24 protein-coding genes are annotated in these 24,927 nt (G+C 73.3%); 17 read left to right on the plus strand and 7 right to left on the minus strand.

The genetic code is table 11. The features are described 5' to 3' along the window. Positions 1 to 98 precede the first annotated feature (98 nt). Positions 99 to 1,031 (minus strand): ribosome small subunit-dependent GTPase A, encoded by a 933-nt coding sequence (rsgA, locus tag ACN260_RS03985; RefSeq protein ID WP_422754751.1) that lies wholly within the window; start codon positions 1,029 to 1,031, stop codon positions 99 to 101. A 165-nt stretch (positions 1,032 to 1,196) separates the two neighbouring features. Then, on the minus strand, positions 1,197 to 2,498 hold the full coding sequence (aroA, locus tag ACN260_RS03990) for a 3-phosphoshikimate 1-carboxyvinyltransferase (protein ID WP_422754752.1): 1,302 nt from the start codon (positions 2,496 to 2,498) through the stop codon (positions 1,197 to 1,199). A 103-nt stretch (positions 2,499 to 2,601) separates the two neighbouring features. On the opposite strand from aroA, the gene ACN260_RS03995 reads away from it, so the two are divergent. The 5 genes from ACN260_RS03995 (at position 2,602) to rsrA (ending at position 5,908) form a co-directional block, all read left to right on the plus strand. Beyond that, a complete protein-coding gene (locus tag ACN260_RS03995) occupies positions 2,602 to 3,300 on the plus strand; it encodes an SOS response-associated peptidase (protein ID WP_422754753.1) in 699 nt (232 codons plus the stop codon). 200 nt (positions 3,301 to 3,500) lie between these two features. Beyond that, complete coding sequence (locus tag ACN260_RS04000) at positions 3,501 to 3,893, plus strand: WhiB family transcriptional regulator (protein WP_422754754.1); 393 nt, start codon at positions 3,501 to 3,503, stop codon at positions 3,891 to 3,893. 32 nt (positions 3,894 to 3,925) lie between these two features. Continuing rightward, positions 3,926 to 4,537 carry an alpha/beta family hydrolase gene (locus ACN260_RS04005; RefSeq protein ID WP_422754755.1) on the plus strand — a complete coding sequence of 204 codons (612 nt, stop codon included), beginning with the start codon at positions 3,926 to 3,928 and terminating at the stop codon, positions 4,535 to 4,537. Positions 4,538 to 4,797: 260 nt separating this feature from the next. After that, on the plus strand, positions 4,798 to 5,619 hold the full coding sequence (locus ACN260_RS04010) for a sigma-70 family RNA polymerase sigma factor (protein ID WP_088646016.1): 822 nt from the start codon (positions 4,798 to 4,800) through the stop codon (positions 5,617 to 5,619). Between the two features lies 1 nt (position 5,620). Continuing rightward, positions 5,621 to 5,908 (plus strand): mycothiol system anti-sigma-R factor, encoded by a 288-nt coding sequence (rsrA, locus tag ACN260_RS04015; protein WP_422754756.1) that lies wholly within the window; start codon positions 5,621 to 5,623, stop codon positions 5,906 to 5,908. A 126-nt stretch (positions 5,909 to 6,034) separates the two neighbouring features. On the opposite strand, the gene ACN260_RS04020 is transcribed toward rsrA, so the two are convergent. Continuing rightward, positions 6,035 to 6,109 (minus strand): 50S ribosomal protein bL37, encoded by a 75-nt coding sequence (locus ACN260_RS04020; protein ID WP_369700219.1) that lies wholly within the window; start codon positions 6,107 to 6,109, stop codon positions 6,035 to 6,037. Positions 6,110 to 6,343: 234 nt separating this feature from the next. Between ACN260_RS04020 and ACN260_RS04025 the strand changes: the two genes are divergently transcribed. Beyond that, positions 6,344 to 6,559 (plus strand): biotin/lipoyl-binding carrier protein, encoded by a 216-nt coding sequence (locus ACN260_RS04025; RefSeq protein ID WP_402896657.1) that lies wholly within the window; start codon positions 6,344 to 6,346, stop codon positions 6,557 to 6,559. Then, complete coding sequence (locus tag ACN260_RS04030) at positions 6,556 to 7,104, plus strand: GNAT family N-acetyltransferase (protein WP_422754757.1); 549 nt, start codon at positions 6,556 to 6,558, stop codon at positions 7,102 to 7,104. The genes ACN260_RS04025 and ACN260_RS04030 overlap by 4 nt, the downstream gene beginning before the upstream one ends. A gap of 6 nt (positions 7,105 to 7,110) precedes the next feature. Here the strand turns inward: ACN260_RS04030 and ACN260_RS04035 are convergent, their stop codons facing one another. Beyond that, a complete protein-coding gene (locus ACN260_RS04035) occupies positions 7,111 to 7,692 on the minus strand; it encodes a TetR/AcrR family transcriptional regulator (RefSeq protein WP_422754758.1) in 582 nt (193 codons plus the stop codon). 116 nt (positions 7,693 to 7,808) lie between these two features. Between ACN260_RS04035 and ACN260_RS04040 the strand changes: the two genes are divergently transcribed. After that, the gene (locus tag ACN260_RS04040; RefSeq protein WP_422754759.1) at positions 7,809 to 9,398 is read left to right on the plus strand and encodes an MDR family MFS transporter; all 1,590 of its coding nucleotides are present in this window, start codon (positions 7,809 to 7,811) and stop codon (positions 9,396 to 9,398) included. Between the two features lie 155 nt (positions 9,399 to 9,553). Here ACN260_RS04040 and ACN260_RS04045 read toward each other — a convergent pair whose 3' ends face one another. Beyond that, positions 9,554 to 11,395, minus strand: coding sequence for a tetratricopeptide repeat protein (locus ACN260_RS04045; protein WP_422754760.1), 1,842 nt, complete (start codon positions 11,393 to 11,395; stop codon positions 9,554 to 9,556). Positions 11,396 to 11,583: 188 nt separating this feature from the next. On the opposite strand from ACN260_RS04045, the gene ACN260_RS04050 reads away from it, so the two are divergent. From ACN260_RS04050 to ACN260_RS04070, 5 genes are all read left to right on the plus strand, one after another. Then, the gene (locus ACN260_RS04050; RefSeq protein WP_422756609.1) at positions 11,584 to 12,615 is read left to right on the plus strand and encodes an SIS domain-containing protein; all 1,032 of its coding nucleotides are present in this window, start codon (positions 11,584 to 11,586) and stop codon (positions 12,613 to 12,615) included. 52 nt (positions 12,616 to 12,667) lie between these two features. Beyond that, positions 12,668 to 14,191 carry a sensor histidine kinase gene (locus ACN260_RS04055; RefSeq protein WP_422754761.1) on the plus strand — a complete coding sequence of 508 codons (1,524 nt, stop codon included), beginning with the start codon at positions 12,668 to 12,670 and terminating at the stop codon, positions 14,189 to 14,191. Positions 14,192 to 14,452: 261 nt separating this feature from the next. Next, a complete protein-coding gene (locus tag ACN260_RS04060) occupies positions 14,453 to 16,105 on the plus strand; it encodes a glycosyltransferase family 2 protein (protein WP_422754762.1) in 1,653 nt (550 codons plus the stop codon). Then, the gene (locus ACN260_RS04065) at positions 16,102 to 17,097 is read left to right on the plus strand and encodes a glycoside hydrolase family 26 protein (RefSeq protein WP_422754763.1); all 996 of its coding nucleotides are present in this window, start codon (positions 16,102 to 16,104) and stop codon (positions 17,095 to 17,097) included. The genes ACN260_RS04060 and ACN260_RS04065 overlap by 4 nt, the downstream gene beginning before the upstream one ends. Continuing rightward, positions 17,094 to 18,632 carry a glycosyltransferase family 39 protein gene (locus ACN260_RS04070; protein ID WP_422754764.1) on the plus strand — a complete coding sequence of 513 codons (1,539 nt, stop codon included), beginning with the start codon at positions 17,094 to 17,096 and terminating at the stop codon, positions 18,630 to 18,632. The genes ACN260_RS04065 and ACN260_RS04070 overlap by 4 nt, the downstream gene beginning before the upstream one ends. Positions 18,633 to 18,647: 15 nt before the next feature. On the opposite strand, the gene ACN260_RS04075 is transcribed toward ACN260_RS04070, so the two are convergent. Beyond that, the gene (locus tag ACN260_RS04075; RefSeq protein WP_422754765.1) at positions 18,648 to 20,141 is read right to left on the minus strand and encodes a glycosyltransferase family 39 protein; all 1,494 of its coding nucleotides are present in this window, start codon (positions 20,139 to 20,141) and stop codon (positions 18,648 to 18,650) included. Positions 20,142 to 21,009: 868 nt separating this feature from the next. Between ACN260_RS04075 and ACN260_RS04080 the strand changes: the two genes are divergently transcribed. The 4 genes from ACN260_RS04080 to ACN260_RS04095 are packed head-to-tail and all read left to right on the plus strand — an operon-like array spanning position 21,010 to position 24,426. Next, positions 21,010 to 22,731 carry a nitrite/sulfite reductase gene (locus ACN260_RS04080; protein WP_422754766.1) on the plus strand — a complete coding sequence of 574 codons (1,722 nt, stop codon included), beginning with the start codon at positions 21,010 to 21,012 and terminating at the stop codon, positions 22,729 to 22,731. Then, positions 22,728 to 22,886 (plus strand): IS1 family transposase, encoded by a 159-nt coding sequence (locus ACN260_RS04085; RefSeq protein ID WP_141723017.1) that lies wholly within the window; start codon positions 22,728 to 22,730, stop codon positions 22,884 to 22,886. The genes ACN260_RS04080 and ACN260_RS04085 overlap by 4 nt, the downstream gene beginning before the upstream one ends. Next, entirely contained in the window at positions 22,883 to 23,647 is a 765-nt protein-coding gene (locus ACN260_RS04090) for a phosphoadenylyl-sulfate reductase (RefSeq protein WP_088646003.1), read from the plus strand. Before ACN260_RS04085 ends, ACN260_RS04090 begins: the two co-directional genes overlap by 4 nt. Beyond that, positions 23,629 to 24,426 (plus strand): sirohydrochlorin chelatase, encoded by a 798-nt coding sequence (locus tag ACN260_RS04095; protein ID WP_422754767.1) that lies wholly within the window; start codon positions 23,629 to 23,631, stop codon positions 24,424 to 24,426. The genes ACN260_RS04090 and ACN260_RS04095 overlap by 19 nt, the downstream gene beginning before the upstream one ends. A 141-nt stretch (positions 24,427 to 24,567) precedes the next feature. On the opposite strand, the gene ACN260_RS04100 is transcribed toward ACN260_RS04095, so the two are convergent. Beyond that, positions 24,568 to 24,825, minus strand: coding sequence for a WhiB family transcriptional regulator (locus ACN260_RS04100; RefSeq protein ID WP_067311984.1), 258 nt, complete (start codon positions 24,823 to 24,825; stop codon positions 24,568 to 24,570). Between the last annotated feature and the right edge of the window lie 102 nt (positions 24,826 to 24,927).

Consider the following 24,927-nt stretch of genomic DNA (forward strand, 5'->3'; position numbering starts at 1 on the left):
CGGTGACCCGGGGCGGGGCGGTGAGACCCGGGCCGGGGCGGCGGGCGCGGGGCCGGACGGGAGGGGGAGGGGTGGGGCGAGGGAGGGGGAGAGCGTGGTCAGGAGCCGGCGAGGGGGTCGCCGGGGTTGCGTTCCGCCTCGCGGGGGTCGCCCTCGCCGGCCCGGGAGGCCAGCAGCCGACGGTACGAGGCCAGCCGGCGCGGGTCGGCCTTGCCGGCGGCCACCCAGGCGTCCAGCGCGCAGTCCGCCTCGTCCGGGGTGTGCGGGCAGTTGGGTGGGCAGTCCACCGTCCCCTCGACCAGGTCGGGGAAGCCGTGCAGCAGGCTATCGGCCGAGACGTGGGCCAGCCCGAAGCTGCGGATGCCCGGGGTGTCGACGATCCAGCCCGGGTCACCGTCGCCGTCGGGGGTACGCGGCAGCCGCAGCGCCACCGCGCTGGTGGAGGTGTGCCGGCCCCGGCCGATGGCGCTGACCACGCCGACCGCCCGCAGCGCGTCCGGCACCAGCCGGTTGACCAGCGTGGACTTGCCCACCCCGGAGTGTCCGACCAGCACCGACACCCGACCGGCGAGCAGGGCCCGCAGCGCGTCCAGGTCGGAGTCGGGTCGGATGAGCACGTACGGCAGTTCCAGCTCGGTGTAGTAGCCGACCACCTGCTCCGGGCCGGCCAGGTCGGCCTTGGTGAGGCAGAGCAGCGGCTCGATGTCGGCGTCGTACGCGGCGACGAGGCAACGGTCGATGAAGCCGGTCCGGGGCGGCGGGTCGGCCAACGCGCTGACGATCACCAGTTGGTCGGCGTTGGCGACCACCACCCGTTCCAGCCGCCCTTCGGCGGTGTTCTCGTCGTCGTCGGCGGTGCGCCGCAGCACCGAGCGCCGTTCGGCGATCCGGACGATCCGGGCCAGCGCCCCGTCCGCGCCGGAGACGTCGCCGACCAGGCTCACCCGGTCGCCGACCACCACCGACTTGCGGCCCAGTTCGCGGGCGCGCATGGCGGTGATCGCGGCACCGTCGGGGGCCTCGGGGAGCACGCAGGTGTACCGCCCCCGGTCGACGGCGATGACGAACCCGTCGACCGCGTCGTCGTGCCGGGGGCGGGTCCGGGTACGCGGACGTGAGGACCGGCCGGGCCGTACCCGTACGTCGTCCTCGTCGTACTCCCGTCGCTTGGTCGCCAGGACCCGCCCCCTCCGCCGTCAGCTCTTGCCGGTCACCATCGCCGACCATAGTGCCGGGAACTCCGGCATGGTCTTCGAGGTGCACGACACGTCGTCCACCTCGATGCCTCCGACGGCGAGCCCGGCCACCGCGGCGGCGTGCGCCATCCGGTGGTCGGCGTAGGTGCGGAAGGCGCCCCCGCGCAGCGGCCGGGGCCGGATCTCCAGCCCGTCGGCGGTCTCGGTCAGGTCGGCACCGAGCCCGGTGAACTCCCGGGCCAGTGCGGCGATCCGGTCGGTCTCGTGCCCCCGGATGTGCCCGATGCCGGTGAACGTCGACGGCGAGTCGGCCAGCATGGCGAGCGCGGTCAGCGCCGGGGTCAACTCGCTGACGTCGGACAGGTCGGCGGTCAGGCCGTGCACGACGCCGGTGCCGCGCACGGTCAGCCCGTCGGTGGTCAGGGTGACCTCGCCACCCATCCGGTCCAGCAGCGAGCGGAGCTGCTCGACCGGCTGGACGCTGTTGTGCGGCCACCCCTGCAACGTCACCTCGCCGCCGGTGACCAGCGCGGCGGCGAAGAACGGGACCGCGCCGGAGAGGTCCGGTTCGATCTCCCAGCTCCGGCCGGTGAGCGGCCCCGGCTCGACCGCCCAGACGTCGTCGACGGTGTCGTCGACGGCCGCCCCGGCGGCCCGCAGCATCTGCACGGTCATCCGCAGGTGCGGCGCGGAGGGCACGGGCGGGCCCTGGTGCCGGACCACCACCCCCCGGTCGAAGCGTGCCCCGGCGAGCAGCAGGCCGGAGACGAGCTGGCTGGAGGCGGAGGCGTCGATCACCACCTCGCCGCCGGTGACCCGGCCGACGCCCTGCACCACCAGGGGCAGGCTGCCGGTCTGCGGCGCGTCGATCCGGACGCCGAGCGAGCGCAGCGCGCCGATCAGCGGACCGAGCGGCCGGACCCGGGCCTGCGGGTCACCGTCGAAGGTGACCCGCCCGTCGGTGAGCCCGGCGACCGGCGGGACGAACCGCATCACCGTGCCGGCGAGCCCGACGTCGACGTGGGCCGGGCCGACCAGCCGGTGCGGCCGGACCAGCCAGCTGTCGTCGTCGGAGACCGAGACGTGGGCACCCATCGCCCGCAGCCCGCCCGCCATGAGTTCGGTGTCGCGGGCGCGCAGCGGCCCGTGCAGTGTCGACGGGCCGCCGGCCAGTGCGCTGAGCACCAGGGCCCGTGCGGTCATCGACTTGGAGCCGGGTAGGCGCAGGGCGGCGGTGACCGGGGCGGTGGCGGTCGGTGCGGCCCAGGGCTGTTGCGGACGGGTGGCGGTCAGGTTTCCCACGGTCACATTCTGCCAACCCGACGGCGGTTTTCGAGACTGCCCTCGGGCCGACTCCCGGTGGGCGGGACAGCCGATGGCGGCGCGGGGGGTTAGCGTTGGCGTCATGTGCGGCAGGTATGCGACGACCCGCAGTTCCGGGGACCTGAGCGCCGTCTTCGAGTCGTACGACGACACCGACGGCGGGGTCCGGCCGGACCACAACGTCGCGCCGACCGACCGGGTGCCGGTGGTGCGGGTCGATCCGGAGCGGGGGCGGGCGCTCTCGGTGGGCCGCTGGGGGCTGGTGCCGCACTGGGCGAAGTCGGCCGCCGGGGCGGCCCGCATGATCAACGCGCGGGCCGAGACGGTCGCCACCAGCCGCGCGTACGCCCTGCCGTTCGCCCGCCGCCGCTGCCTCGTCCCGGCCGACGGCTGGTACGAGTGGGTGCGCCGGGCCGGCGGTGGCAAGCAGCCCTACTTCATGACGCCGCGGGACGGCTCGGTGCTGGCGTTGGCGGGGATCTGGTCCCGCTGGCAGGAGTCGCTCACGTTCAGCGTGCTCACCACGGCGGCGGTGGGCGAGCTGGCCGAGGTGCACGACCGGATGCCGTTGCTGCTGCCGCCCGACCGGTGGGCGGACTGGCTGGCCCCGGCCGACGACCCGGCGGCGTTGCTGGTCCCGCCGTCGGTGGACTGGCTGGCCGGGCTGGAGATCCGCCCGGTCGGTACGGCGGTGGGCGACGTGCGCAACGACGGCCCGGAGTTGACCGCCCGGGTGTCGCCGGACCGGGAACGCTCCCACGGGGAGAGCGCACTGTTCTGATCGCGATAGGTCACATTGGCGCGTACCAATTGCCAGAATTCCGGGTGAAACGTCGCTCGGATTTTTTGCCATCTTTCCGGCACACCCCTTGTCCCCGTAGCCGACGGTGCGATACAACACAGCGCTGGCACTGGGAGCGTCCTCGCGCAGTGCGAACGACGCCCGTCGATCTTGCCGGTCCCACGGGGGAGGTGGGTGTGATGACCCGGGCACGTATGCCCCGACCGCACGAGGTGGCCGCCGCACGACGAGATCCGCGACTGCTCCGCGCGTTGCGGGACCGCCGTTCCGATGATGCCTGGCGAACCAGAGGCACCTGCCAGAGCGTGGATCCGGAGACGTTCTTTCCGGCGCCCAACGAACCGGCCGACGCGGCGGTCGCGCTCTGCCGCGGCTGCGACGTGCAGGGTTCCTGCCTGGCCTGGGCGCTGGAGGTGGGCGACACCCACGGCGTGTGGGGCGGCACCACGCCCCGCGAGCGCCGGGCCATGCTGGTGGCCTGGCGGGGCGAGGTCGGCTCCGAGTCCGGCGCGGCCGGCGACGCCGGTCCACCGGTGCGCGACCAGTTGCTCACCCTGGTGCCGTTGAGCTGATCATTCCGCCGGCCACGGCGCAGAATGGCCGGATGTCCCGCTCCGCACAGCTCGACACCCCGCGCGGCCCGGCCCGGGTCGACACCGACCGTCCGGCCGGCCCGCCGACGTCCCTGCTCGTGCTCGGCCACGGGGCCGGCGGCGCGGTGGACGCGCCGGACCTGCTCGCCGTCCGCGACGTCGCCCGCGACGCCGGGGTGCTGGTGGCCCGGGTGACCCAGCCCTACCGGGTGGCCGGCCGTCGGGCACCGGCCCCGGCGGGTCACCTGGACGAGGCGTGGACGGCGGTGCTGGCCGTGCTGCGCCGCCGGCATTCCGGCCTGCCGCTGGTGGTCGGTGGCCGGTCCAGCGGCGCCCGGGTGGCCTGCCGGACGGCCGGCGCGGTGGGGGCGGTCGGGATCGTCGCCCTGGCCTTCCCGCTGCACCCGCCCGGCCGCCCGGAGCGCTCCCGGGCCGACGAGCTGGCAACCGGCCTGCCCACGCTGGTGGTCAACGGCGACCGGGACCCGTTCGGGCTGCCCGTCGCCGCCGGCGCGGTGCAGGTGGTGGTGCGCCGTGGCGAACGTCACGACCTGCGCCGGGACCCGGCCGGGGTGGCCGCCGCGGTGCTCGCCTGGCTGCGTACGCACCGGTGGGCCCGCTGACCGCGCCCACCGCCCCGCGCCCCGGGGCCGGTTCGCCGTGCTGACCACCCGTTTCCGCCCCGGCGGACCCCTCGTTGCATCCGGTGGTGCCGACCTTCCGGTTCGGGTGGTCGGGACCGTCCCTCCCAGGCCCTTCCTGGTCCCAGTCCTCCGGTAGCCGACCGGGCGGGCCGGGACCAGGAGCGGGGGCCGGCGGAATGTGCGGCCGGCGGTCGGGTGTTACGACTCCCGGACGAGGAATCTGGCGAGGGGGGTGACCGGTGCCGACCGAGACACGGAGCCGGGAGCGGGACGATCGGGACGCGCGGCAGCTCAGACGGCTGCTCGACGGCCCGGACTGGCCGGCGGTGGGGACCGGCCCCCGGGTGGTGAGCACGGGCACACCCGGCAGAACGGAAGCTGCGGACCGGTCCGTCCGCGTATCCTCGGCGGGACAGCATCCGACGCGAGGGGATGTGCGGTTGACCACCGAGAAGACGGACGAGCGCAGGGCCCGCTTCGAGCGGGACGCGATGCCCTTCGTCGATCAGCTCTACGCCGCCGGGCTACGGATGACGCGTAACCCGGCCGACGCCGAGGATCTGGTCCAGGAGACGTACCTGAAGGCGTACGCGGCCTTCCACCAGTTCGAGCAGGGCACCAACCTGAAGGCCTGGCTCTACCGGATCCTGACCAACACCTACATCAACTCCTACCGCAAGCGGCAGCGCCAGCCGATCCAGGCGCCCACCGAGGAGATCACCGACTGGCAGCTCGCCGAGGCCGAGTCGCACACCTCCAGCGGGTTGCGGTCGGCCGAGACCGAGGCGCTGGACCGGCTGCCGGACACCGACGTCAAGGAGGCCCTCCAGCAGCTGCCGGAGGAGTTCCGCCTGGCCGTCTACCTGACCGATGTCGAGGGCTTCTCGTACAAGGAGGTCGCCGACATCATGGGTACGCCGATCGGCACCGTGATGTCCCGGTTGCACCGCGGGCGTCGTAACCTGCGCAAGCTGCTGGAGCGGTACGCCGCGGAGCGCGGCTTCAGCGCCGCGCAGCCCGCGAAGGGTTCGACCACCGCCACTGCCGGTCGGGAGGTGTGACGTGAGCTGTGGAGAGCCGCACGAGACGGACTGCCGGGAAGTGCTCGCGGAGGTCTACCTCTACCTCGACCTGGAGTGCGCCGAGGAGCGCCGTTCGCTGATCCGCCACCACCTGGACGAGTGCAGTCCCTGCCTGCGTGAGTACGGCATCGAGCAGGAGGTGCGGGCGCTGGTGGCCCGGTGCTGCGGCAACGAGACCGCCCCCGACGAGCTGCGCGACCGGCTGCGGGTACGCCTCACCGAGCTGGTGGTCTTCGAGGCCAGCGAGTCCCGCGAACTCGCCGAGTGACGCCCGCACGGCGCACCCGCCGTGGACAGGACGAACGACGGTGGCCCGGGTCGACTCGACCCGGGCCACCGGTGCGTCCGGCGCGGGGCCGGACCTGACGTCTCGGCGGTGGCCCGCCGGAACGGCTCAGGAGTTGGGGCGCTTGCCGTGGTTCGCGCCGCTCTTCTTGCGGGCCTTCTTCTTCCGGGCCTTCTTCGCCATGCTGACCTCCTCGTGATGGGTCCGACCCTGCTGCGGTCGACCCGCGACTGCGTGCACGCCGCCGGCCTCCCGGCGTCGGGTCCGACCTGATGATGCTAGTGCGGGCGGCGGGCACCGTCGTGCGCCGGGGCGGCAGCGGTACGCCGGGGTGCGCGTGGCGCTCTCCCGCCCACGCGGGGTCGGTCCGTGATTGGATACCGACGCAGACACACCCGGTGGAGAGGGAGGGCCGTGATGGCCGAGGAGATCCGCGCCGAGATGGTGGCCAACGTGTGGAAGGTCGTCGCGTCGAGAGGGGACACCGTCTCCGAGGGGGACACGCTGGTGATCCTGGAGTCGATGAAGATGGAGATCCCGGTCGTGGCCGAGTCCGACGGGGTGGTCGAGCAGCTCGCGGTCAACGAGGGCGACGTGGTGCAGGACGGTGACCTGATCGCGGTGATCGGTTGAGCCCCGGCGACCGGTCGGCCGGGCTGCTGGTCCGGCGGGCCGTACCGGCCGAGTTCCCGGCGGTGGCCCGGCTGACCGTCGCCGCCTACGAGGCCGACGGTCAGCTCAAGGGCGAGAACGGCTACGGCGTGGTGCTGGCCGACGTGGCCGGTCGGGCGGAGCACGGCGAGATCCTGGTCGCCGTCGACGGGGCGACCGGCACGGTTCTCGGCTCGGTCACCTACGTGCTGCCCGGCAGCCCGTACGCGGAGCTGTCCGGGCCGGGCGAGGCGGAGTTCCGGATGCTGGCGGTGGACCCGGCCGCCCAGGGGCGGGGCGTGGGGGTGGCGCTGGTGCGGGCCTGCCTGTCCCGGGCGGTGGAGCAGGGTTGCTCGGCGATGGTCATCTGTGTCCGCAGCGGGCTCGCCGACGCCGCCCACCGGCTGTACGCGCGGCTCGGTTTCGTGCGTACCCCGCAGCGGGACTGGTCGCCGCTGCCCGGTGTCGACCTGCTCGCCCTGCGGCTGGCGCTGCCCACCGGCCCGGACCGGACCGCCGTCGGCTGAACGCCGTCAGCGGTCCGCCGGGCCGTCCTCCTCGATGCCGGCCAGCAGTTCGTCGGCGACCTCAAGGGCGATCTTCTTGCGTTCGTCGTCGGTGATGTCCGGGGTGCGGACGGCGAACCAGCTGCTGTGCACGGCGAACAGCACCAGTGTCGCCCGGAGCTGGGCCCGGGGGGAGTCGTCGCCGAGGCAGATCGCGTCGGCGAGCCGGTACATCCGCTCACGCATCTGCTGTCCGGCGGCGAGGCTCTTGAGCACGGTCTGGTTCTGTTCGAAGAAGCGCATCACCAGGGACTGCCCGGGGGCGAACATCGTGTCGGCGTACTGGCTGACCAGTTCCCGCCGGGTGGCCCGGCTGGCCGGTTGGTCGCGGGCCCAGTCGATCAGCTCGTCCATCCGGTGCAACCGGTCCTCGACGAAGCTGTTGACGATCTCGTCCTTGCTCTTGAAGTGGTAGTAGAGCGCGGCCTTGGTGACGCCGAGCCGCTCGGCGATCTCCCGCAGCGAGGTCTTCTCGTACCCCTGCTCGGTGAAGAGCTCCAGGGCGACGGCCTGGATGCGCCCACGCGTGCCGCCTGTGCTCTGAGTCACCTGTACCTACCACCCAACTCGCTTGACGGGGTCCCGCTGTCCAACTTACCGTGCGGCTAGTAAGGTGACTAGCCGGGCGGCAAGTAAGTGCGACAGATCTCCGGGGGAGCTTACCCATGACTCAGGAAACCCAGGCGAGGGCGAAACCCAACATCCGGGTGGTGCTGTTCGGCCTCATGATCGCGATGATGCTCGCGATGCTCGACAACATGATCGTCAGCACCGCGCTGCCGCGGATCGTCAGCGAGTTCGGCGGCGTCAACCACTTCACCTGGGTGGTCACCGCATACGTGCTGGGCACCACGGTCTCCACCCCGATCTGGGGCAAGCTCGGCGACCTCTACGGCCGCAAGGCGGTCTTCCTGACCTCGGTGGTCATCTTCCTGATCGGGTCGGCGCTGTGCGGCATGTCCGGCTCGGAGCTGCTCGGCGGCACCGGCAACGGGATGGTCGAGCTGATCGCCTTCCGGGCCGTGCAGGGGCTCGGCGCCGGCGGTCTGATGGTCGGCGTGATGGCGATCATCGGTGACCTGGTGCCGCCGCGGGAGCGGGGCCGTTACCAGGGCATGATCGCCGCCATCATGGCGGTCGCCATGGTCGCCGGCCCGCTGGTCGGCGGGTTCATCACCGACAACCTCTCCTGGCGCTGGGCGTTCTACGTCAACCTGCCGCTCGGCGGCCTCGCGCTGCTGATCCTGGCCACCAGCATGCATCTGCCGAAGTACCGCACCGAGCACCGGATCGACTGGCTGGGCGCGGGCCTGCTCTCCGTCGGCATCACCGCGATTGTCCTGATCACCACCTGGGGCGGCAACGAGTACGACTGGGCGTCCGCGCAGATCTTCGGCCTCGCCGCGCTGGCCCTGGTCAGCCTGGTGGCCTTCGGCGTCGTCGAACGGCGGGTCGTCGAGCCGATCCTGCCGCTCGGCCTCTTCGCCAACCGCAACTTCGCGCTGATCTCGGTGATCGGCTTCCTGCTCGGCTTCGCCATGTTCGGCGCGATGAACTTCCTGCCGCTCTACCAGCAGACCGTGCAGGGCGCCTCGGCCACCAACAGCGGCCTGCTCCTGCTCCCGCTGATGTTCGGCATGCTGGTGGTGTCGCTGGTGGTCGGCCGGACCATCACCAGGACGGGTCGTTACCGGATGTTCCCGATCGTCGGCGGCGTGGTGATGGCCGTCGGCATGGCGCTGCTGTCCCTGCTGGAGGTCGACACCGGCAAGCTCGAGTCGTCGCTCTACATGCTGGTCCTCGGCGCCGGCATGGGCTTCCTGATGCAGACCTCGATGCTGATCGCGCAGAACAGCGTGGAGCAGAAGGACCTCGGCGCGGCCAGCGGCGCGGCCACCTTCTTCCGCTCCATCGGTGGTTCGTTCGGCATCTCGCTGTTCGGGGCGATCTTCGCCAACCGGCTCGCCGACTCGCCGGCCGGCAGCGCCTTCGAAGGTGGCACCGGCGAAGGTCGGGGGATGGACCTGACGAAGCTCAAGGAACTGCCGGCGCAGGCGCGTGAGGTGGTGCTCGGCGGGCTCTCCGACGCCATCTCGCACGTGTTCTTCTGGGCGATGATCATCACGATCGCGGTGCCGGTGCTCGCCTGGTTCATCCGGGAGATCCCGCTGCGCACGGCGAACGCCGCCCCGCCGCCGGACGCCAGCGGCGAGGAGCAGGCCGAGGTCGCCCTCGGCAAGGCCCCGGTCTCCTGACCCGGTCCCGACCGTAGCGGCCGGTCCGTCCCCATCAGGGGTACGGGCCGGCCGTGTCCGTCGTTCCCGTGCCCGTGCCCGCTGATCGACTCGCTTGGGCCGATGTTGCGGCATCAGCTCGCTCGGATACCGCTACCTCGGCCCCGATGAGTTGATCAAGACGGGCGAGAGCCGGGACGGCGGCGGACCAGGGCGGTGAGGCGACGCCAGGCACGGGTCAGGCGGCCGCCCCGGCGGGTCCCGGCCGGGGTGGCGAGCAGCCGGTGGGCCAGCGCGGTGGTGGCCGGGTCGACGGCGGGGGTGGCCAGCGCCAGGTGGGCCAGGGAGATGGCGATCGGCACCGGTCGGCCCTGCGCGACGGCCGCCACGTCGGCGAGCCGTTCGGCCACCAGCCCGGCCACGTCGGGGCGTACCGGCGGGTCGATCCAGGCGGCGGTGACCAGGGCGAACAGCGCCGCTTCGGTGGTCCAGTCCTCCACGCCCCAGATCAGCTCCACCAGCACCCGGCGGCGGGTCGAGGTCGCCCACGGCTCGTCGGTGCGGTGGTGCAGCAGGCCGAGACAGGCCCAGACCTGCACGCACCGGACCCACAGCGACGGGTCCTGCCCGCTGAGCACCCGGCCCAGCGCGGTCGGCGGCGCGTCGGGCGGGTGCACCAGCAGGCCCAGCAGGTCGGCCAGGTCCAGGGTGGCCAGCGCGACCGCCGCGTCGTACGCGGCCGGTGGGTGCGGCCAGGCGGGGTGGGCCAGGTGGCGTACCCGCTCGGCGGCCGCCGGGGACGGGGCGGGCAGGGCCGGCGCGGCGGTGGTGCCCTCGTAGCGCCAGAGCCGGTAGCCGGTGTCCCGGCGGGGCTCGCGCGGGTCCGGCTCGGCCACCCCGGTCACCTCGACGTGCAGGCCGGGCACGGCGGCGGTGACCGTACGCATCGCGCTCGGCGGTTCCGGGGTCGTCAGGCGTACCGCCGCGTCGGGTAAGCCGTCGGCGGCGAGCGCGCGGCGCAGCACGTCGACCATCGCGCCGGTCGCCGGGGTGACCTGCCCCAGCCAGGGGCGTCCCCGGCAGGACTCGGCGAGGTCGGTGTGCTCGTGGCTGTCGTCCGGGTGGTCCCGGGTGAAGTCGGCGAGGTCGACCAGGTGCGTCACGTCGCCGTCGCGCAGGAACCGCAGCCGGTGCGCGGTGTGCACCGCGCAGTCGAAGGTCGGGTCGCGGGCCAGCGCCCGGTCGATCCAGCCGAGGGCGTCGTCGAGCCGGCCGTGGTCGGCCAGGGTGCCGGCGATGTCGGCGTAGACGGCGAGGTCGTCGGGGTCGTGCCCGACGGCCCGTTCCAGCGCGGCCAGGGCGTCGCGGGTCCGCCCGGCGCTGCGGTAGGCGTACCCGAGCCAGACCTCGCCGAGTTTGGACGGTGCCTCGCGTACCCCCCGGCTGGCCCAGGTGACCGCGAGGGTGACCTCGCCGAGCCGTCGGGCCAGCGCGGACGCCGCGCCGAGCAGCAGGGCGTGCCGGGGGTGCGCGGTGACCGCGTGCCGGGCCAGGGTGAGGTACGGCGTCAGGGGTGCCCGCCCGGCGCGGGGGACCGGGTCGGGCACGGCGGCGCAGACCTGCATGAGGATCCGGGCGCAGCGATCCGGGTCGAGCCGCCCGGCCAGCTCGGGGGCGGTGACCCAGGGCACCCCGGCCCAGTCGACGCCGGGGGAGTGGCCGGTGGCGGCGACCAGCAGGTCGAGCCCTTCGGCCGGGCGGCCGGCGGCGGCGAGCAGGTGGGCGCGGGCGACCACGGCCCCGACGTGTGCCCGCTGGCCGAGCGGGAAGAGGTCGAGGTCACCACCCGAGGCGGCGGCGATCCGGGTGAGCGTCTCGTGCGTGTCGGGCAGGGTCGGTGCCAGCACCAGCGCGGCGGCGAGGTGGTCGGCGGCGTGGGCCAGGTCGCCCTCGTCGAGCGCGAGCCGGGCGAGGGCGAGTTCCTCGGCCGCGGTCAGCGCGGGTGGCTCCTCCGACACGTCGGCCTCTCGCTAGCAGGGGGTTGCCAGGGCTGGGCAAGCGTAGGGGATACCGGCAACCGGTGCCGATCTTCTGCGCGTTAGTGCGCGATGGATTGTTGATCAGGACGCAATCGTGCAAGACTGAACATGAAACGCGCGGCAATCGCGCAGTGAAGGGAGTCTCCGTGACGCAGCCAGGGGCCGGGATGGCCGCCGACATCGCCGAGCAGCCGGCCGGTTACGCGCGGCTGCTCTCCACCGGGCACGCCGCGGCGATCGCCCGGGTCGCGGCGGTCGTCGCGCAACGCCGCCCCCGGCACGTGGTCTTCACCGCCCGCGGCACCTCCGACCACGCGGCCCTCTACGGGGCGTACCTGACCGAGATCCGGCTCGGGCTGCCCGCCGGGCTCGCCTCGCCCAGCGCGGTCACCGTCTACGGGGCCCGCCCCGACCTCTCCGACGCGCTCGTCGTCGGGGTCAGCCAGAGCGGCGGCTCACCCGACCTGACCGAGGTGCTGCGCACCGCCCGCGAGGCCGGCGCGCTCACCCTGGCGGTCACCAACGACCCCGACTCGCCGCTGGCCCGGACCGCCGAGCTGGGCGTCGACATCGCCGCCGGGCACGAGCGGGCCGTCGCCGCCACCAAGACGTACACCGCCGAGCTGCTCGCCCTGCTGCTGCTGGTGGAGGGCATCCGGGCCGGTGACGGCACGCTGCCCGCCGACCAGCGGGCCGAGATGGAGCGCCTCCCCGAGCTGGCCGAGCGCACCCTCGCCGACCCCACCCCCGCCCAGCTCGCCCCGCGCTACCGGTTCGCCGGTCAGCTCGTCACCACCGGCCGGGGGTACGCGTACCCGACCGCCCGGGAGGCGGCGCTGAAGCTGATGGAGACGTCCTACCTGCCGGCGCTGGCCTTCTCCGGGGCCGACCTGCTGCACGGCCCGCTGGCGATGACCGACCCCGACGTGCCGGTGCTGGCCGTGGTCGGCTCCGGCCCCGGCGGCCGGTCCATGGGCGAGGTGCTGCCCCGCCTCGGCGAGCGCCGCGCCGACGTGGTGGTGGTCGGCTCGGCCGAGGTCGAGGGAGTCACCCGGCTGGCCGTGCCCGAGGTCGACGAGCGGTACGCCCCGCTGCTGGACATCCTGCCGTTGCAGCGCCTCGCGCTCGCCCTGGCGCTGGCCCGGGGCGAGGACCCGGACGCCCCGCGCGGGCTGAAGAAGGTCACCGCGACGATGTGACCCGGGCCGGCCAGCGGGACGGCGTCCGGGTGGGCGTGGCACGCTGTGTCTCGTGTCCACGCTGCGCGACCTCGCCGAGGAGCACACCCAGCTCCGCCCGGCCGACATCGACCACCTGCACCGGATCGCCGGCGACTGGCAGCTGCTGTCCGACCTGTCCTTCGCCGACCTGCTGCTGTGGGTGCCGGTGGACGCCGACGGCACGTTCCTCTGCGTCGCCCAGGTCCGCCCGACGACCGCCCCGACCGCCTACCTGGACGACCAGGTGGGGCGGATCGTGGGTGGGCCGGAGGTGGCGCACCTGGAGGTCGCCTACCGGCAGGGCCGGATCTGGCGGGAGGGCGACCCGGTCTGGTACGGCGACGTGCCGGCCCGGCACGAGGCGATCCCGGTGCGGCTGCGGACCGCCGAGGGGGAGGCCGGCGAGGTGATCGCGGTGGTCGGCCGGGACACCAACCTGTCCACCGCCCGTACCCCCAGCCAGTTGGAGCTGAACTACCTCACCACCGCCGACGACCTGGCCCAGATGATCGCCGACGGCACCTTCCCGCCGCCCCGGCACCCGGGCGAGACCACCTCCGCGCCCCGGGTCGGCGACGGGCTGGTCCGGCTCGACGCGGGCGGCAAGGTCACCTACGCCAGCCCGAACGCGCAGTCGGCGTACCGCCGGTTGGGTTACGCCTCCCACCTGGTGGGCGAAGACCTGGCCAAGCTGCACCGCCGGCTGGCCAGCGACCCGCTCGACGGCACCGAGGCGGCCAACGGCATCCTCGCCGCGCTGCGCGGTGAGGGCCCGCCGCGCCGGGAGATCGACGCGCGGGGGGCGACGATGCTCACCCGGGCCCTGCCGCTGATGCCCGCCGGGGTGCCGATCGGCGCGCTGGTCCTGGTCCGCGACATCACCGAGGTACGCCGCCGCGACCGGGCCCTGATCACCAAGGACGCCACCATCCGGGAGATCCACCACCGGGTGAAGAACAACCTGCAGACCGTCGCCGCGCTGCTGCGCCTGCAGGCCCGCCGGGTGTCGATGCCGGAGGCCCGGGTCGCCCTGGAGGAATCGGTACGCCGGGTCGCCTCCATCGCCCTGGTGCACGAGACGCTCTCCATGTCCAGCGACGAGGCGGTCGAGTTCGACGGGATCGTCGACCGGGTGGCGAGCGCGGCGACCGAGGTGGCCGCGACCGAGGTGAGCGTCGGGATGCGCCGTACCGGCAGCTTCGGGGTGCTGCCCGCCGAGATCGCCACCTCGCTGGTGATGGTGCTCAACGAGTTGCTGCTCAACGCCGTCGAGCACGGCTTCCCGCCGGCCGAGGACGGCGACGAGCCGGTGGAGCCGGCGACCCGGCCCGAGGTGGTCGTCACGGCGCACCGGCAGCGCAAGCAGCTGCACGTCTCGGTGACCGACAACGGACGCGGGCTGCCGGCCGAGTTCGACGCCGACCGGGGCGGGCGGCTCGGGTTGCAGATCGTCCGGGCTCTGGTGACCGGGGAGTTGCGGGGCAGCATCGAGCTGCGTCCCGGCCCGACCGGTGGCACCGAGGCGGTGCTGGTGCTCCCGCTGGCGAAGGGCTGACGACGGTCGACGTCGGACGGGTGTCCGGCCGGTGACGCCGGGATGAATGTGAGTAGGGCGACGCTCGATCTGTGGCCTGGTGGGGCTTTCGATCGATTCGCGGGCATTGACACCTTGCGGTCGACTGAATAGTTTTCAAGCTTCACCATCAAGCAGACACGGCCAGTTCACCGTGCCCGGCTTTCCTGGACGCGTCCGGCGACATCCCGCTCGCACTGTCGGGGAGGCCGTGCGGCCCGGCGAGCGGGGGAGACGAAAGCGATGACCTCACCGCCTGCGGTCGATCCGGCCGCGGTGCTGTCGCCGACCGCCGAGTTCCGGGTGCCGCGGCAGGTGTCGAAGTGGACCCCGCGCAGGACCGACGACGCACCGCACCGGCCCGCGTACGCCCCGGTGCCGTTGCCGCCGACGGACGCCGAGATGGTCTCCTACCGCAAGCGGCGACTGGCCGCCCTGATGGTGCCGTCGCTGGTCAGCTTCGGCTGCCTGATCACCAGCCAACTGCTCTTCGTCCGGCTCGCGCCGTGGCTGTGGCTGCTCGCCCCGCTGCTGTTCTTCACCGTCGCCTACTACCTGATCTCGCTGGCCGTCAACCTGTTCACCCCGGGTTTCGACCTGGCCCGGCACCAGGAACTGGTGCGCACCTGGCGGCCGACCCGCTACCCGAGCGTCGACGTCTTCCTGCCGGTCTGCGGCGAACCCGCGCACGTGCTGCGCAACACCTGGGAGCACGTGCGGGCGATGGGCCGCCACTACCGGGGCGAGGTCACCGTCTACGTGCTCGACGACTCGCCCAACGAGGCGATGGAACGGATGGCGCTCGCCTTCGGCTTCGTCTACCAGCGGCGGCCCAACCGGGGCTGGTTCAAGAAGGCCGGCAACATGCGGTACGCCTTCGAACGCACGATGAGCGACTTCATCCTGGTCCTCGACGCCGACTTCGTCCCGCGTAAGGACATGCTCGACCAGATGCTGCCCTGGTTCGACGCCGAGCCGAAGGCGGGCATCGTGCAGTCGCCGCAGTACTTCCGGGTGCACCTGGGGCAGACCTGGGTGGAGCGCGGGGCCGGGGCGGTGCAGGAGCTGTTCTACCGGTCGGTGCAGGTGTCCCGGCAGGCCCACGACTCGGCGATCTGCGTGGGCAGCTGCGCCGTCTACCGGCGTGACGCGCTGTTCTCCATCGGCGGGTCCACCCTCATCGAGCACTCCGAGGACGTACACACTGGCTTCGACCTGCGGATGAAGGGGTGGAACCTGCGCTACATCCCGGTCGTGCTGGCCGCCGGGCTCTGCCCGTCGGACGTGGACTCGTTCTTCACCCAGCAGTACCGCTGGTGCGCCGGGTCGATGAGCCTGCTCGGGTCGCGGAAGTTCTGGTCGACGAAGCTGCGGCTGCGGGCCCGGCTCAGCTACATCTCCGGCTTCTGCTACTACCTGCACACGGGGCTGTTCACCTTCGTCGCACCGGTCATTCCGGTGCTGATGCTGACCGTGTTCGCACACCAGATCGCGATCGCCAACTACCTGCTGATCCTGCCCAGCGTGGTCTACAACCTGGTCATCTTCCCGCTCTGGCACCGCAACCGGTACGGCCTGGAAAGTTGGACGGTCAAGATGATCTACGGTTGGGCGCACGCCTTCGCCATCATCGACATCGTCCGGGGCCGGCGGATGGGCTGGCAGCCCACCGGCGGCACCGCCAAGAAGAGCAAGACCCGGCGGCTGTGGACCGGCATGAAGGTGTGGACCGCCGGCACCGGCCTGCTCTGGGCCGGCGTCGCCGGCTGGCGGATGCTCGTCGAACCCGAACCGTGGATCTTCGTGCCGGCCCTGCTCAGTGCGGTCTTCTACCTGGCCGTCGTCGGGCAGGCGCTACTGGTCGACCCGGAACGCGACGTCGAGGTCGTCCGGTGAGGACGAAGTACCTGGTCACCTTCCTGCTGGTGGTCACGCTGGCGTTCACCGAGTTCGCCGTGCTGCGCCGGGTCGACATCAAGGTCGCCGGGTCCGCCGCCGGGCCGGGCGCCGCCGCCACCGACGAACAGATCCCGGCGTACGACGTCACCGCGCTGAAATCGCCGAAGGGCAAGTACCTCGGCGTCACCGTGACCGGCGGCGCCGAGATGGCGCGGGTCCGTGCGTTCGCCGGGGAGACCGGCAAGACCCCCAACCTGGTGGCGATCTTCGAGAGCTTCGACGACAGGTTCGCCGCCAGCGAGGTCCGCGAGCTGCACAACTACGGCGCGCTGGCGGTGATCCGCTGGGAGCCGTACGACGTGCCCCTGCGGGACATCGCCGCCGGCAGGCACGACGCGTACGTCAAGGAGTTCGCCACCGCCGTACGCACCCTGAACCTGCCGATCGCCCTCACCTTCGCCCACGAGATGAACGGGCACTGGTACTCCTGGGGGACGAAGCAGACCAGGGCCACCGAGTACGTCGCCGCCTGGCGGCACCTGCACGACATCTTCACCCAGCAGGGCGCCACCAACGTGATCTGGACGTGGACCCCGAACGTCGTCAACTACCTGCGCAAGGTCAGCATCAGGGCGCTCTACCCCGGGGACGCCTACGTCGACTGGGTCGGCATGGACGGCTACTATACCAACCGGGGCCCCAAGACGTTCCAGGACCTCTTCGTTCCCACCATCACCCAGATCCGCACCTTCACCAGGCGTCCGCTGCTGATCGTGGAGACCGGGGCCGAACCGAGCAGCCGGCGGCCGGCCCAGATCACCGACCTGCTCACCAACGTGGCCAAGCGCAGGGACTTCCTCGGGGTGGCGTACTTCAACATCAACGGCTCCGGGAAGTGGAACATCGACCGGGACGACGCCGCGCTGCGCGCGTTCCGCCGGGCCGCCGCCAAGGACACCTTCGGCTTCGACATCAGGACCGCGAAGTGACCGCGCCGACGGTGCAGTGGACCGGGCAGGCCGACCCGGCGGAGGTCACCGGCACCGCCGTACCCCGGCGGGCGGTGGCCCGGGGCGGCGGCTGGTGGGCGCTGCTGCCGACCGTCGTCGCGCTCGGCCTCGGCTGGTGGCGGCTGGACGCCCGGGACCTGTGGAACGACGAGCTGGTCACCTGGCACGTCACGTCGCTGTCGGTCGAGCAGTTCCGGATGCTGGTCGGCAACATCGACCTCGTGCACGCCGGCTACTACGTGATCATGTCGGTGCTGACCACGCTGACCGGGGACTCGACGACCGCGCTGCGGCTGCCGTCGGTGCTCGCGGTCGGGCTCACCGCCGGGCTGGTCACCCTGATCGGGCGGCGACTCTTCGACACCCCGGTCGGGGTGCTGGCCGGCCTGGTCCTCGCCCTGCTGCCCACCGTCTCCCGCTACGCCCAGGAGGCCCGCTCGTACGCCCTGGTCACCCTGGCGGCGGTGGCGGCCACCTGGCTCTTCCTGCGCGCGGTGGACCGGCCGACCCGGGGCCGCTGGTGGGCGTACGGCGTGCTGCTGGTGCTGGTCGGCTGGCTGCACTTCGTCGCGTTGCTGGTGGTCGTCGCGCACCTGTTCCACCTGTGGCGGTCGGTCCCCGGCGAGGAGCCCCGGTGGCGCTGGGCGGCGTCCACCGGCATCGCCGGGCTGTTCGTCCTGCCGGTGCTGATCCTCGGCAGCCGGCAGTCCGGGCAGATCTCCTGGGTGGAGAACGACGGCGACGCGGTGCTCCGTTTCCTGGCGAACCTGACCGGCACCACGGCCACGTTGGTGCTGGTCGCGGCGCTCGCCGTCCTCGCGGTGGCGGTCGCCGGCCCACGCTGGCGGGCCACGGTGCTGATGCTGCTGATCTGGGCCGTGCTGCCCCCGGTCGCCGGTTACCTGACGTTCAGCGTGGTGCACCTGTTCCTGGCCCGGTACTTCCTGTTCACCGTCCCGGCGTGGGCGCTGCTCGCCGCCTTCGCGGTCTGCCGCACGGCGCGGCTGGCGACCCGGGAGCGGTTGCCGGCGGCCTGGCTGGCCGGGGCGCTGGTGCTGCTGCCGGTGCTGGCCTGGCAGACCCTGCCGGCGCAGGAGCGGGTGCGCTCCAACGAGGCCGACGGGCAGCCCCGCTACCTCGACGCGGTCCGTTACCTGGGCAGGCAGGTCAAGCCGGGCGACGGGGTCGCGTACAACGACGGCTTCGGTGGCTCCAGCGACGTGGCCCGCAAGGCCACCGACTACGGCCTGCGCGACCAGGCACACCCCCGGGACGTCTTCGTGGCCGTCCCGGCCCGGCAGACCGGTTGGCTGACCGCCCGCGAGTGCCGGGAGCCGCTGCCCTGCCTCGGGGACACCCGACGGATCTGGCTGGTGGAGACCGGCCACCTCAACGACCCGCTGGCCGGGTTGCCGCCGGCCCGGGAGGCGCTGCTGCGGCAGCGCTTCCTGATCCGGCACGTCGAACGCTTCGACCGGGTGCGGGTCGTCCTGCTGGAACGCAAACCGGCCTGACCCCGGCGGGCGCGGTCAACGTCGCCGCGCGAGCAGCGCCACCGTCACCCCCGGCCGTGGGTGGACCTGCTCGACGGTGAACCCGGCCCGCAGCGCGTCGCCCTTGTCGCCCGGGACCGTGGTGAGCGGGTCGTCGTGCCGCCCGGCGATCACCAGCCAGACCCGGTCCGCGCCGGCCAGGCAGCCGGCGGGCCGGTCGCACTCGCGGACCCACAGGTCGGCCCGGTCCCGCCGCCCCTCGCCGACCAGCACGTCCCGGGGCCGGGGCCCGGCGGCGGCCCGCTCACCGGCGGTCCGGGGCAGGTGGTAGTCGATGCCGAGGTCGAGGAAGAGCCATCCGTCACGGGGCGCGTAGACCACCGCGTCGCCGGGCCGCTGGCCGGCGGCGATCACCGCCGCCGCCCCCCGGTAGTCGACGGTCGCGCTGCGCGGCCAGCCGTGGCTGTGCCGTACCGCCGCCTGGTCGGGCAGCCCGAGCAGCGCGGCGAGCGCCACCACCGCCAACCCCGCTCCCGCCGGGCGGGTCAGCTCCCGGGCCGCCGGTGGTGCGGGGCCGGCCAGGGCGGCACCGGCGAGCAGGCAGGCGAAGGGGACCGTGAAGAACAGGTAGCGCGGCACCCAGAGCGGCACGACCAGCCCGGCGACGAAGACCAGGAGCACCGGCAGCAGTACGCACAGGCCGGGCAGCAGGCCCCGGCGCCCCGAGCGGGTCGCCCCGAGCGCGGCGAGCCCGACGAGCACGCCACCCACCACGCCACTGTGCGCCAGCGCGCCCGGTAGGGCCGCCAGGTCCGCCAGCCGGGCCGCGGCGACCCAGTCGAGCTGGTGGGACCGTTGCCGCTGCGCCGTGACCAGCAGCGGGGTCAGCACCACCAGGGCGGCCGACACGGCCAGCACCCACCCCCGCAGCCGCCGTCCCCACGACTCGCGGGTGACGCCGCTGCTGGGCGGGCCCCAGGCCGCGAAGGTCAGCACCGCCACGGCGTGCGCGGCGAGCAGACCCAGGGCGAGCAGGTGGGCCAGGCCGAGTCCGGCGACGGCCGCCGCGTAGCCGGCCCAGCGCAGCCGGCCGGGACGGTCCAGGGCGCGGACCAGCAGCACGGTGGCCAGCACGGAGAGCAGCGTCACCAGCGCGTACGGCCGGGCCTCCTGCGCGTACCGGGAGGTGCCCGGGAGGACCGCGAACAGCAGGCCGGCGAGCAGGCCGGCAGGTGCCCCGAACAACCGTCGTCCGAGTGCGCCCGTGAGGCCCGCCGCCCCCGCCATCGCCAGCACCGAGGGCAGCCGCAACGCCGTCACGGAGTCGCCGAACGCCCCGGTCCAGGCGTGCACCACCAGGTAGTAGGCCCCCGTCGCCGCGTCGACGGTACGGGTGAGCCGGAGGAGGTCCCCGACCGGTCGGGTGGCCGCGCTCCAGGTGGCCAGCTCGTCCCGCCAGGGTTGGGCGCTGCTGATCCCCGAGCAGCCCACGACCAGGGTGAGAAGCAGCGGAACGGCCCACACCGCCACCCCCGCCGGTCCAGCGGGCGGGGCCGCCGGTGAGGTCGTGCAGGAACGCGAGTGCGCATGCTCCTGCCCACCCGAATGCCCTTTTCCGGACATTGTGCCCACGAATCGAGGGTCCCACACCCGACCCGGCGGCACCGTCGGAGCCGGAGGCGACCAGGCCGTCCGCGGGCAACGAGGTGTGGTCCGCGTCCTTTCGAGCTGATGTCGAAGACGATTCACCCTGGTCCTGGGCGGGCCGCCCGTGCCGGGGCCCCGGCGGCCGGTCACCCTGGGCCTGGGTGGGCCGACCACCCGGCGACCCCGGCTTCCGGTCGTCCCGGTCCTCCGGCAGGCATCGACTTCGCGGCGATGCCTGTGCGCTCCCCGGGCATCACCCCGGGTCGGCTCCCGGCCGACGGGCTGCCGGCCGCCGACGGGCCGGTCGCCCTTGATCGACTCATGTGGGCCGATGTTGTGGTGTCTGTTCGGCCGGATACCCCTTCTTGCGCCCATCGGCGGCCGTCCCGCCCATCGGCGGCCGTCCCGCCTGTCGGGGGCCGTCCCGGCCGGCGCGCGACCCCGGTGACGGTGGGGATGCGGCCCGTGATGTGGGATGCGGCACGCGGTCCTTGGCCGGTTTCCGCAGGGTGTGGGAACATGGCTGCATGACCGCCGCTGTCGTCCGCCGCTTCGTGGCACGTCGCCACGTCGATTACGGCCGCGTGCGCAGCGCGATCTGTCCGGCCCACTGACGACGCCCGACCCATCCGTCTCGGGCGCGTACTCTGCGCCGGCCGTTCCGACACCGTTGTCCTCGGCCCTTCCCGGGCCGGCCGCCGCCGCGTCCGCGCTCCCCCGAGGCACCGCAGAGACAACGGAGGACGCCGCGATGGCGGTCAGCAGCACCCCGGCCCGTCCCGGGACCCCGACGGCCACCACCGTCCCCGCCACCCGTGCCCCCCGCCGTGCCCGTGGCGAGGGACAGTGGGCCCTCGGCCACCGCGAGCCGCTCAACCCCAACGAGCGGATCAAGAAGGACGACGACCCGCTGAACGTCCGGGCGCGGATCGAGAACATCTACGCCCACCGCGGGTTCGCCTCGATCGACCCGCAGGACCTGCGCGGCCGGTTCCGCTGGTGGGGCCTGTACACCCAGCGTAAGGCCGGCATCGACGGCGGGCGCACCGCCGTGCTGGAGCCGCACGAGCTGGAGGACGAGTTCTTCATGCTCCGGGTCCGGGTCGACGGTGGTCAGCTCTCCCTGGCCCAGCTCCGGGTGATCGCCGACATCTCCCGGGAGTTCGCCCGGGACACCGCCGACATCACCGACCGGCAGAACATCCAGTACCACTGGATCCGGGTCGAGGACATGCCGGAGATCTGGCGTCGGCTGGAGTCGGTCGGCCTGCAGACCACCGAGGCGTGCGGCGACTGCCCCCGGATCGTGCTGGGCAGCCCGGTCGCCGGGGTGGCCGAGGACGAGGTGCTCGACCCGACCCCCGCGCTCGACGAGATCGTCCGCCGCTACGTGGGCGACAAGGCGTTCTCGAACCTGCCCCGCAAGTTCAAGACCACGATCTCGTGGCTGGTCGACACCCCGTACGAGGCGAACGACATCGCCTTCCTCGGGGTCGAGCACCCGGAGCACGGCCCCGGCTTCGACGTCTGGGTCGGCGGCGGTCTGTCCACCAACCCGATGCTGGCCAAGCGGCTCGGCGTCTGGGTGCCGCTGGCCGAGGTGCCGGACGTCTGGGCGGGCGTGGTCGGCATCTTCCGCGACTACGGCTACCGCCGGCTGCGCAACCGCGCCCGGCTGAAGTTCCTGGTGGCCGACTGGGGCGTGGAGAAGTTCCGCGAGGTGCTGGAGAAGGAGTACCTGGGGCGTACCCTGCTCGACGGTCCGGCCCCGCAGCTGCCCGACAAGCCGGTCGACCACATCGGCGTGCACCGGCAGCGCGACGGGCGTAACTACGTCGGGGCCGCCCCGGTGGTCGGGCGGGTCTCCGGTGGGCAGCTGGCCAAGCTCGCCGACGTGGTCGAGGCGCACGGCAGCGACCGGGTGCGGCTCACGCCGTACCAGAAGCTGCTGGTGCTGGACGTGCCGCCGGCGCGGACCGAGTCCCTGGTCGACGAGCTGCGCGGGATCGGCCTGGAGGCCCGGCCGTCGGCCTGGCGGCGCGGCACCATGGCCTGCACCGGCATCGAGTTCTGCAAGCTGGCCATCGTCGAGACCAAGGCGCGTGGCGAGGAACTGGTGGCCCGGCTGGAGGAGCGGCTGCGCGACTTCGACGCGGACATCTCCATCCACCTCAACGGCTGCCCGAACGCCTGCGCCCGCACCCAGGTCGCCGACATCGGCCTCAAGGGCCAGTTGGTGGTCGGCCCGGACGGCCGCCAGGTGGAGGGCTTCCAGGTGCACCTCGGCGGCGGGCTGGGCATGGCCCAGGGCCAGACCGCCGGGTTCGGCCGCAAGCTGCGCGGCCTGAAGACCACCGCCGACGAGCTTCCCGAGTACGTGGAACGACTGGCCCGCCGCTACCTGGCCGGCCGGACCGAGGGCGAGACGTTCGCCAACTGGGTGATCAGGGTCGACGAGGAGGAACTCCGATGAGTGAAACCCGATCCGCGCCGCTGCACTGCCCGTACTGCGGCGAAGAGGACCTGCGGCCGAACGAGGCCGGCCACGGCGCCTGGGAGTGCCACGCCTGCGCCCGGGTCTTCACCGTCAAGTTCAACGGCCTGCTGAGCCGGGCGGTGACCCGGTGACCGGGCTGCTGTCGGCCACCGGCCTGGGCCTGGTCGGCCCGGGCGGCCCCAGGACGGCCGACCCGGCCCGCCGTGACCCGGCCGAGCTGCGGGCGCTGGCCGAGCGGGCCGGCCGCGAGCTGGAGGGCGCCCCGGCGCTGGAGATCGCCCGCTGGGCGGCCGACACCTTCGGCGACCGGTTCTGTGTGACCAGCTCGATGGCCGACGCCGTGCTGGCCCACCTGGTGTCCCGGGTCGCCCCCGGGGTGGACGTGATCTTCCTGGACACCGGGCTGCACTTCCCGGAGACGCTACGGGTCCGCGACGAGGTGGCCCGCCGGCTGCCGGTGAACGTGCGCTCGATCCGGCCCCGGCAGACCGTCGGCCAGCAGGACGGCGAGTACGGCCCCCGGCTGTTCAACCGCTCCCCGGACGACTGCTGCCAGCTGCGCAAGGTCGAGCCGTTGGAGCGGGCCCTGTCCGGGTACGACGCCTGGGCCGCCGGGCTGCGTCGGGACGAGTCGCCGACCCGGGCGAACACCCCGGTGGTGACGTTCGACCCCCGGCGCGGCAAGGTGAAGGTGAACCCGATCGCCGCCTGGTCCCAGGCCGACGTGGACTCCTACATCTCCCGCTACGACATCCCGGTCAACGAGCTGCTCAGCCGGGGCTACGGCTCGGTCGGCTGCTGGCCGTGCACCCGCCGGACCAGGGCGGGGGAGGACCCCCGGGCCGGCCGTTGGGCCATGTTCGAGAAGACCGAGTGCGGTCTGCACGTCTGACCGGGCCGGAACACGCCCCGACGGCCGGCGCTTCGGCTCGGGCCGGCGCGGGTGTGCCGGTGGTGCTGGTGGCGCACGGCAGCCGGGACCCCCGGGCGGCGGCGGCGACCCGGGCACTGGCCCGTGCCGTCGAGACCGCCCGTCCCGGTACGCCGGTGCTGCCCAGTTGGCTCGACCACACCGAGCCGGAGCCGACGGAGGTGCTGCGGGGCCTGGCGGCCGACGGGCACCGTACGGCGGTCGTGGTGCCCCTGCTGCTCACCGCCGCCTACCACCGACGGGTGGACGTCCCGGCGGCGGTGGCGGCGGCCCGGGAGGCCGCTCCCGGGCTGACGGTACGGGTGACCGACGTGCTCGGGCCGGCCGACGGGACGGTGGACGCCGGATTGCTGGCCGGGCTGGGCCACCGGCTGGCGCAGGCGTGGCCGGGGCCGGTGGACGCGTTGGTGCTGGCGGCGGCGGGCACCCGGGACGCGCGGGCCCGGGGGTCGGTGGGGCGGGTCGCCGCCGCCCTCTCCGCCGGGTACGGGGTGCCCTGCACGGTGGCGTACGCCTCGGCGGCCCCGCCGATGGCCGATGTGGCGGTGACCCGGCTACGGGCGGCCGGTGCGCGCCGGGTGGCGGTGGTGGCGTACTTCCTCGCGCCGGGGCTGTTCCACGACGCGGTGGTGGTGGCGGCGGAGCGGGCCGGGGCGGTGGCCGTCAGCGCCCCGCTGAACGACTCCCCGGATCTGGTGGATCTGGTGCTGCGCCGCGTCGACACGTCGGGTGACGGGTGACCGGAGTCACTCACGTGTTCATTACCGTCGGTAATTGTCTCGCGACAATGCATTGACGAATTCTGATCACGGGGGTGCGGGCAGCAGAACGCCCCGGCGGGCGGACCCGGCCGGGGCGAACAGCGTGTGTGATCGGTTTTTTCAGGCGGAGTGAGCGCGCAGCACCCGGAGACCGCCACGGCGCTTGACCGCGCGGCGCTCCTCCTCGCTCATCCCGCCCCAGACGCCGGCGTCCTGACCGGACTCCAGTGCCCACTGGAGGCACTGATCGGTCACGGAGCAGCGCCGGCAGACGGCCTTGGCCTGCTCGACCTGCAGGACAGCAGGGCCGGACGTCCCGATCGGGAAGAACAGCTCCGGGTCCTCGTCGCGGCAGACGGCATTGTGACGCCAGTCCATGGCGGCAACACTCCTCATTCTGGATGGATGGCAGTAACGCTGGTGCTTTTCTTATATCCGTCCGCAGTGCCGGTCGTCACGGTTCGCATACGACTATTCGGC

The sequence above is a fragment of the Micromonospora sp. WMMD708 genome (assembly GCF_049315245.1).
Lineage (GTDB): Bacteria > Actinomycetota > Actinomycetes > Mycobacteriales > Micromonosporaceae > Micromonospora > Micromonospora wenchangensis.

What these genes read in the sequence shown, in the direction of transcription:
- ACN260_RS04005 (WP_422754755.1), top strand. Translation starts at nt 3,926, where the DNA reads ATGTCCCGCTCCGCACAGCTCGACACCCCGCGCGGCCCGGCCCGGGTC.
- ACN260_RS04100 (WP_067311984.1), bottom strand. Translation starts at nt 24,825, where the DNA reads ATGGACTGGCGTCACAATGCCGTCTGCCGCGACGAGGACCCGGAGCTG.
- ACN260_RS04080 (WP_422754766.1), top strand. Translation starts at nt 21,010, where the DNA reads ATGGCGGTCAGCAGCACCCCGGCCCGTCCCGGGACCCCGACGGCCACC.
- ACN260_RS04040 (WP_422754759.1), top strand. Translation starts at nt 7,809, where the DNA reads ATGACTCAGGAAACCCAGGCGAGGGCGAAACCCAACATCCGGGTGGTG.
- ACN260_RS04050 (WP_422756609.1), top strand. Translation starts at nt 11,584, where the DNA reads ATGGCCGCCGACATCGCCGAGCAGCCGGCCGGTTACGCGCGGCTGCTC.
- ACN260_RS03995 (WP_422754753.1), top strand. Translation starts at nt 2,602, where the DNA reads ATGTGCGGCAGGTATGCGACGACCCGCAGTTCCGGGGACCTGAGCGCC.
- ACN260_RS04000 (WP_422754754.1), top strand. Translation starts at nt 3,501, where the DNA reads ATGACCCGGGCACGTATGCCCCGACCGCACGAGGTGGCCGCCGCACGA.
- ACN260_RS04025 (WP_402896657.1), top strand. Translation starts at nt 6,344, where the DNA reads ATGGCCGAGGAGATCCGCGCCGAGATGGTGGCCAACGTGTGGAAGGTC.
- ACN260_RS04060 (WP_422754762.1), top strand. Translation starts at nt 14,453, where the DNA reads ATGACCTCACCGCCTGCGGTCGATCCGGCCGCGGTGCTGTCGCCGACC.
- ACN260_RS04085 (WP_141723017.1), top strand. Translation starts at nt 22,728, where the DNA reads ATGAGTGAAACCCGATCCGCGCCGCTGCACTGCCCGTACTGCGGCGAA.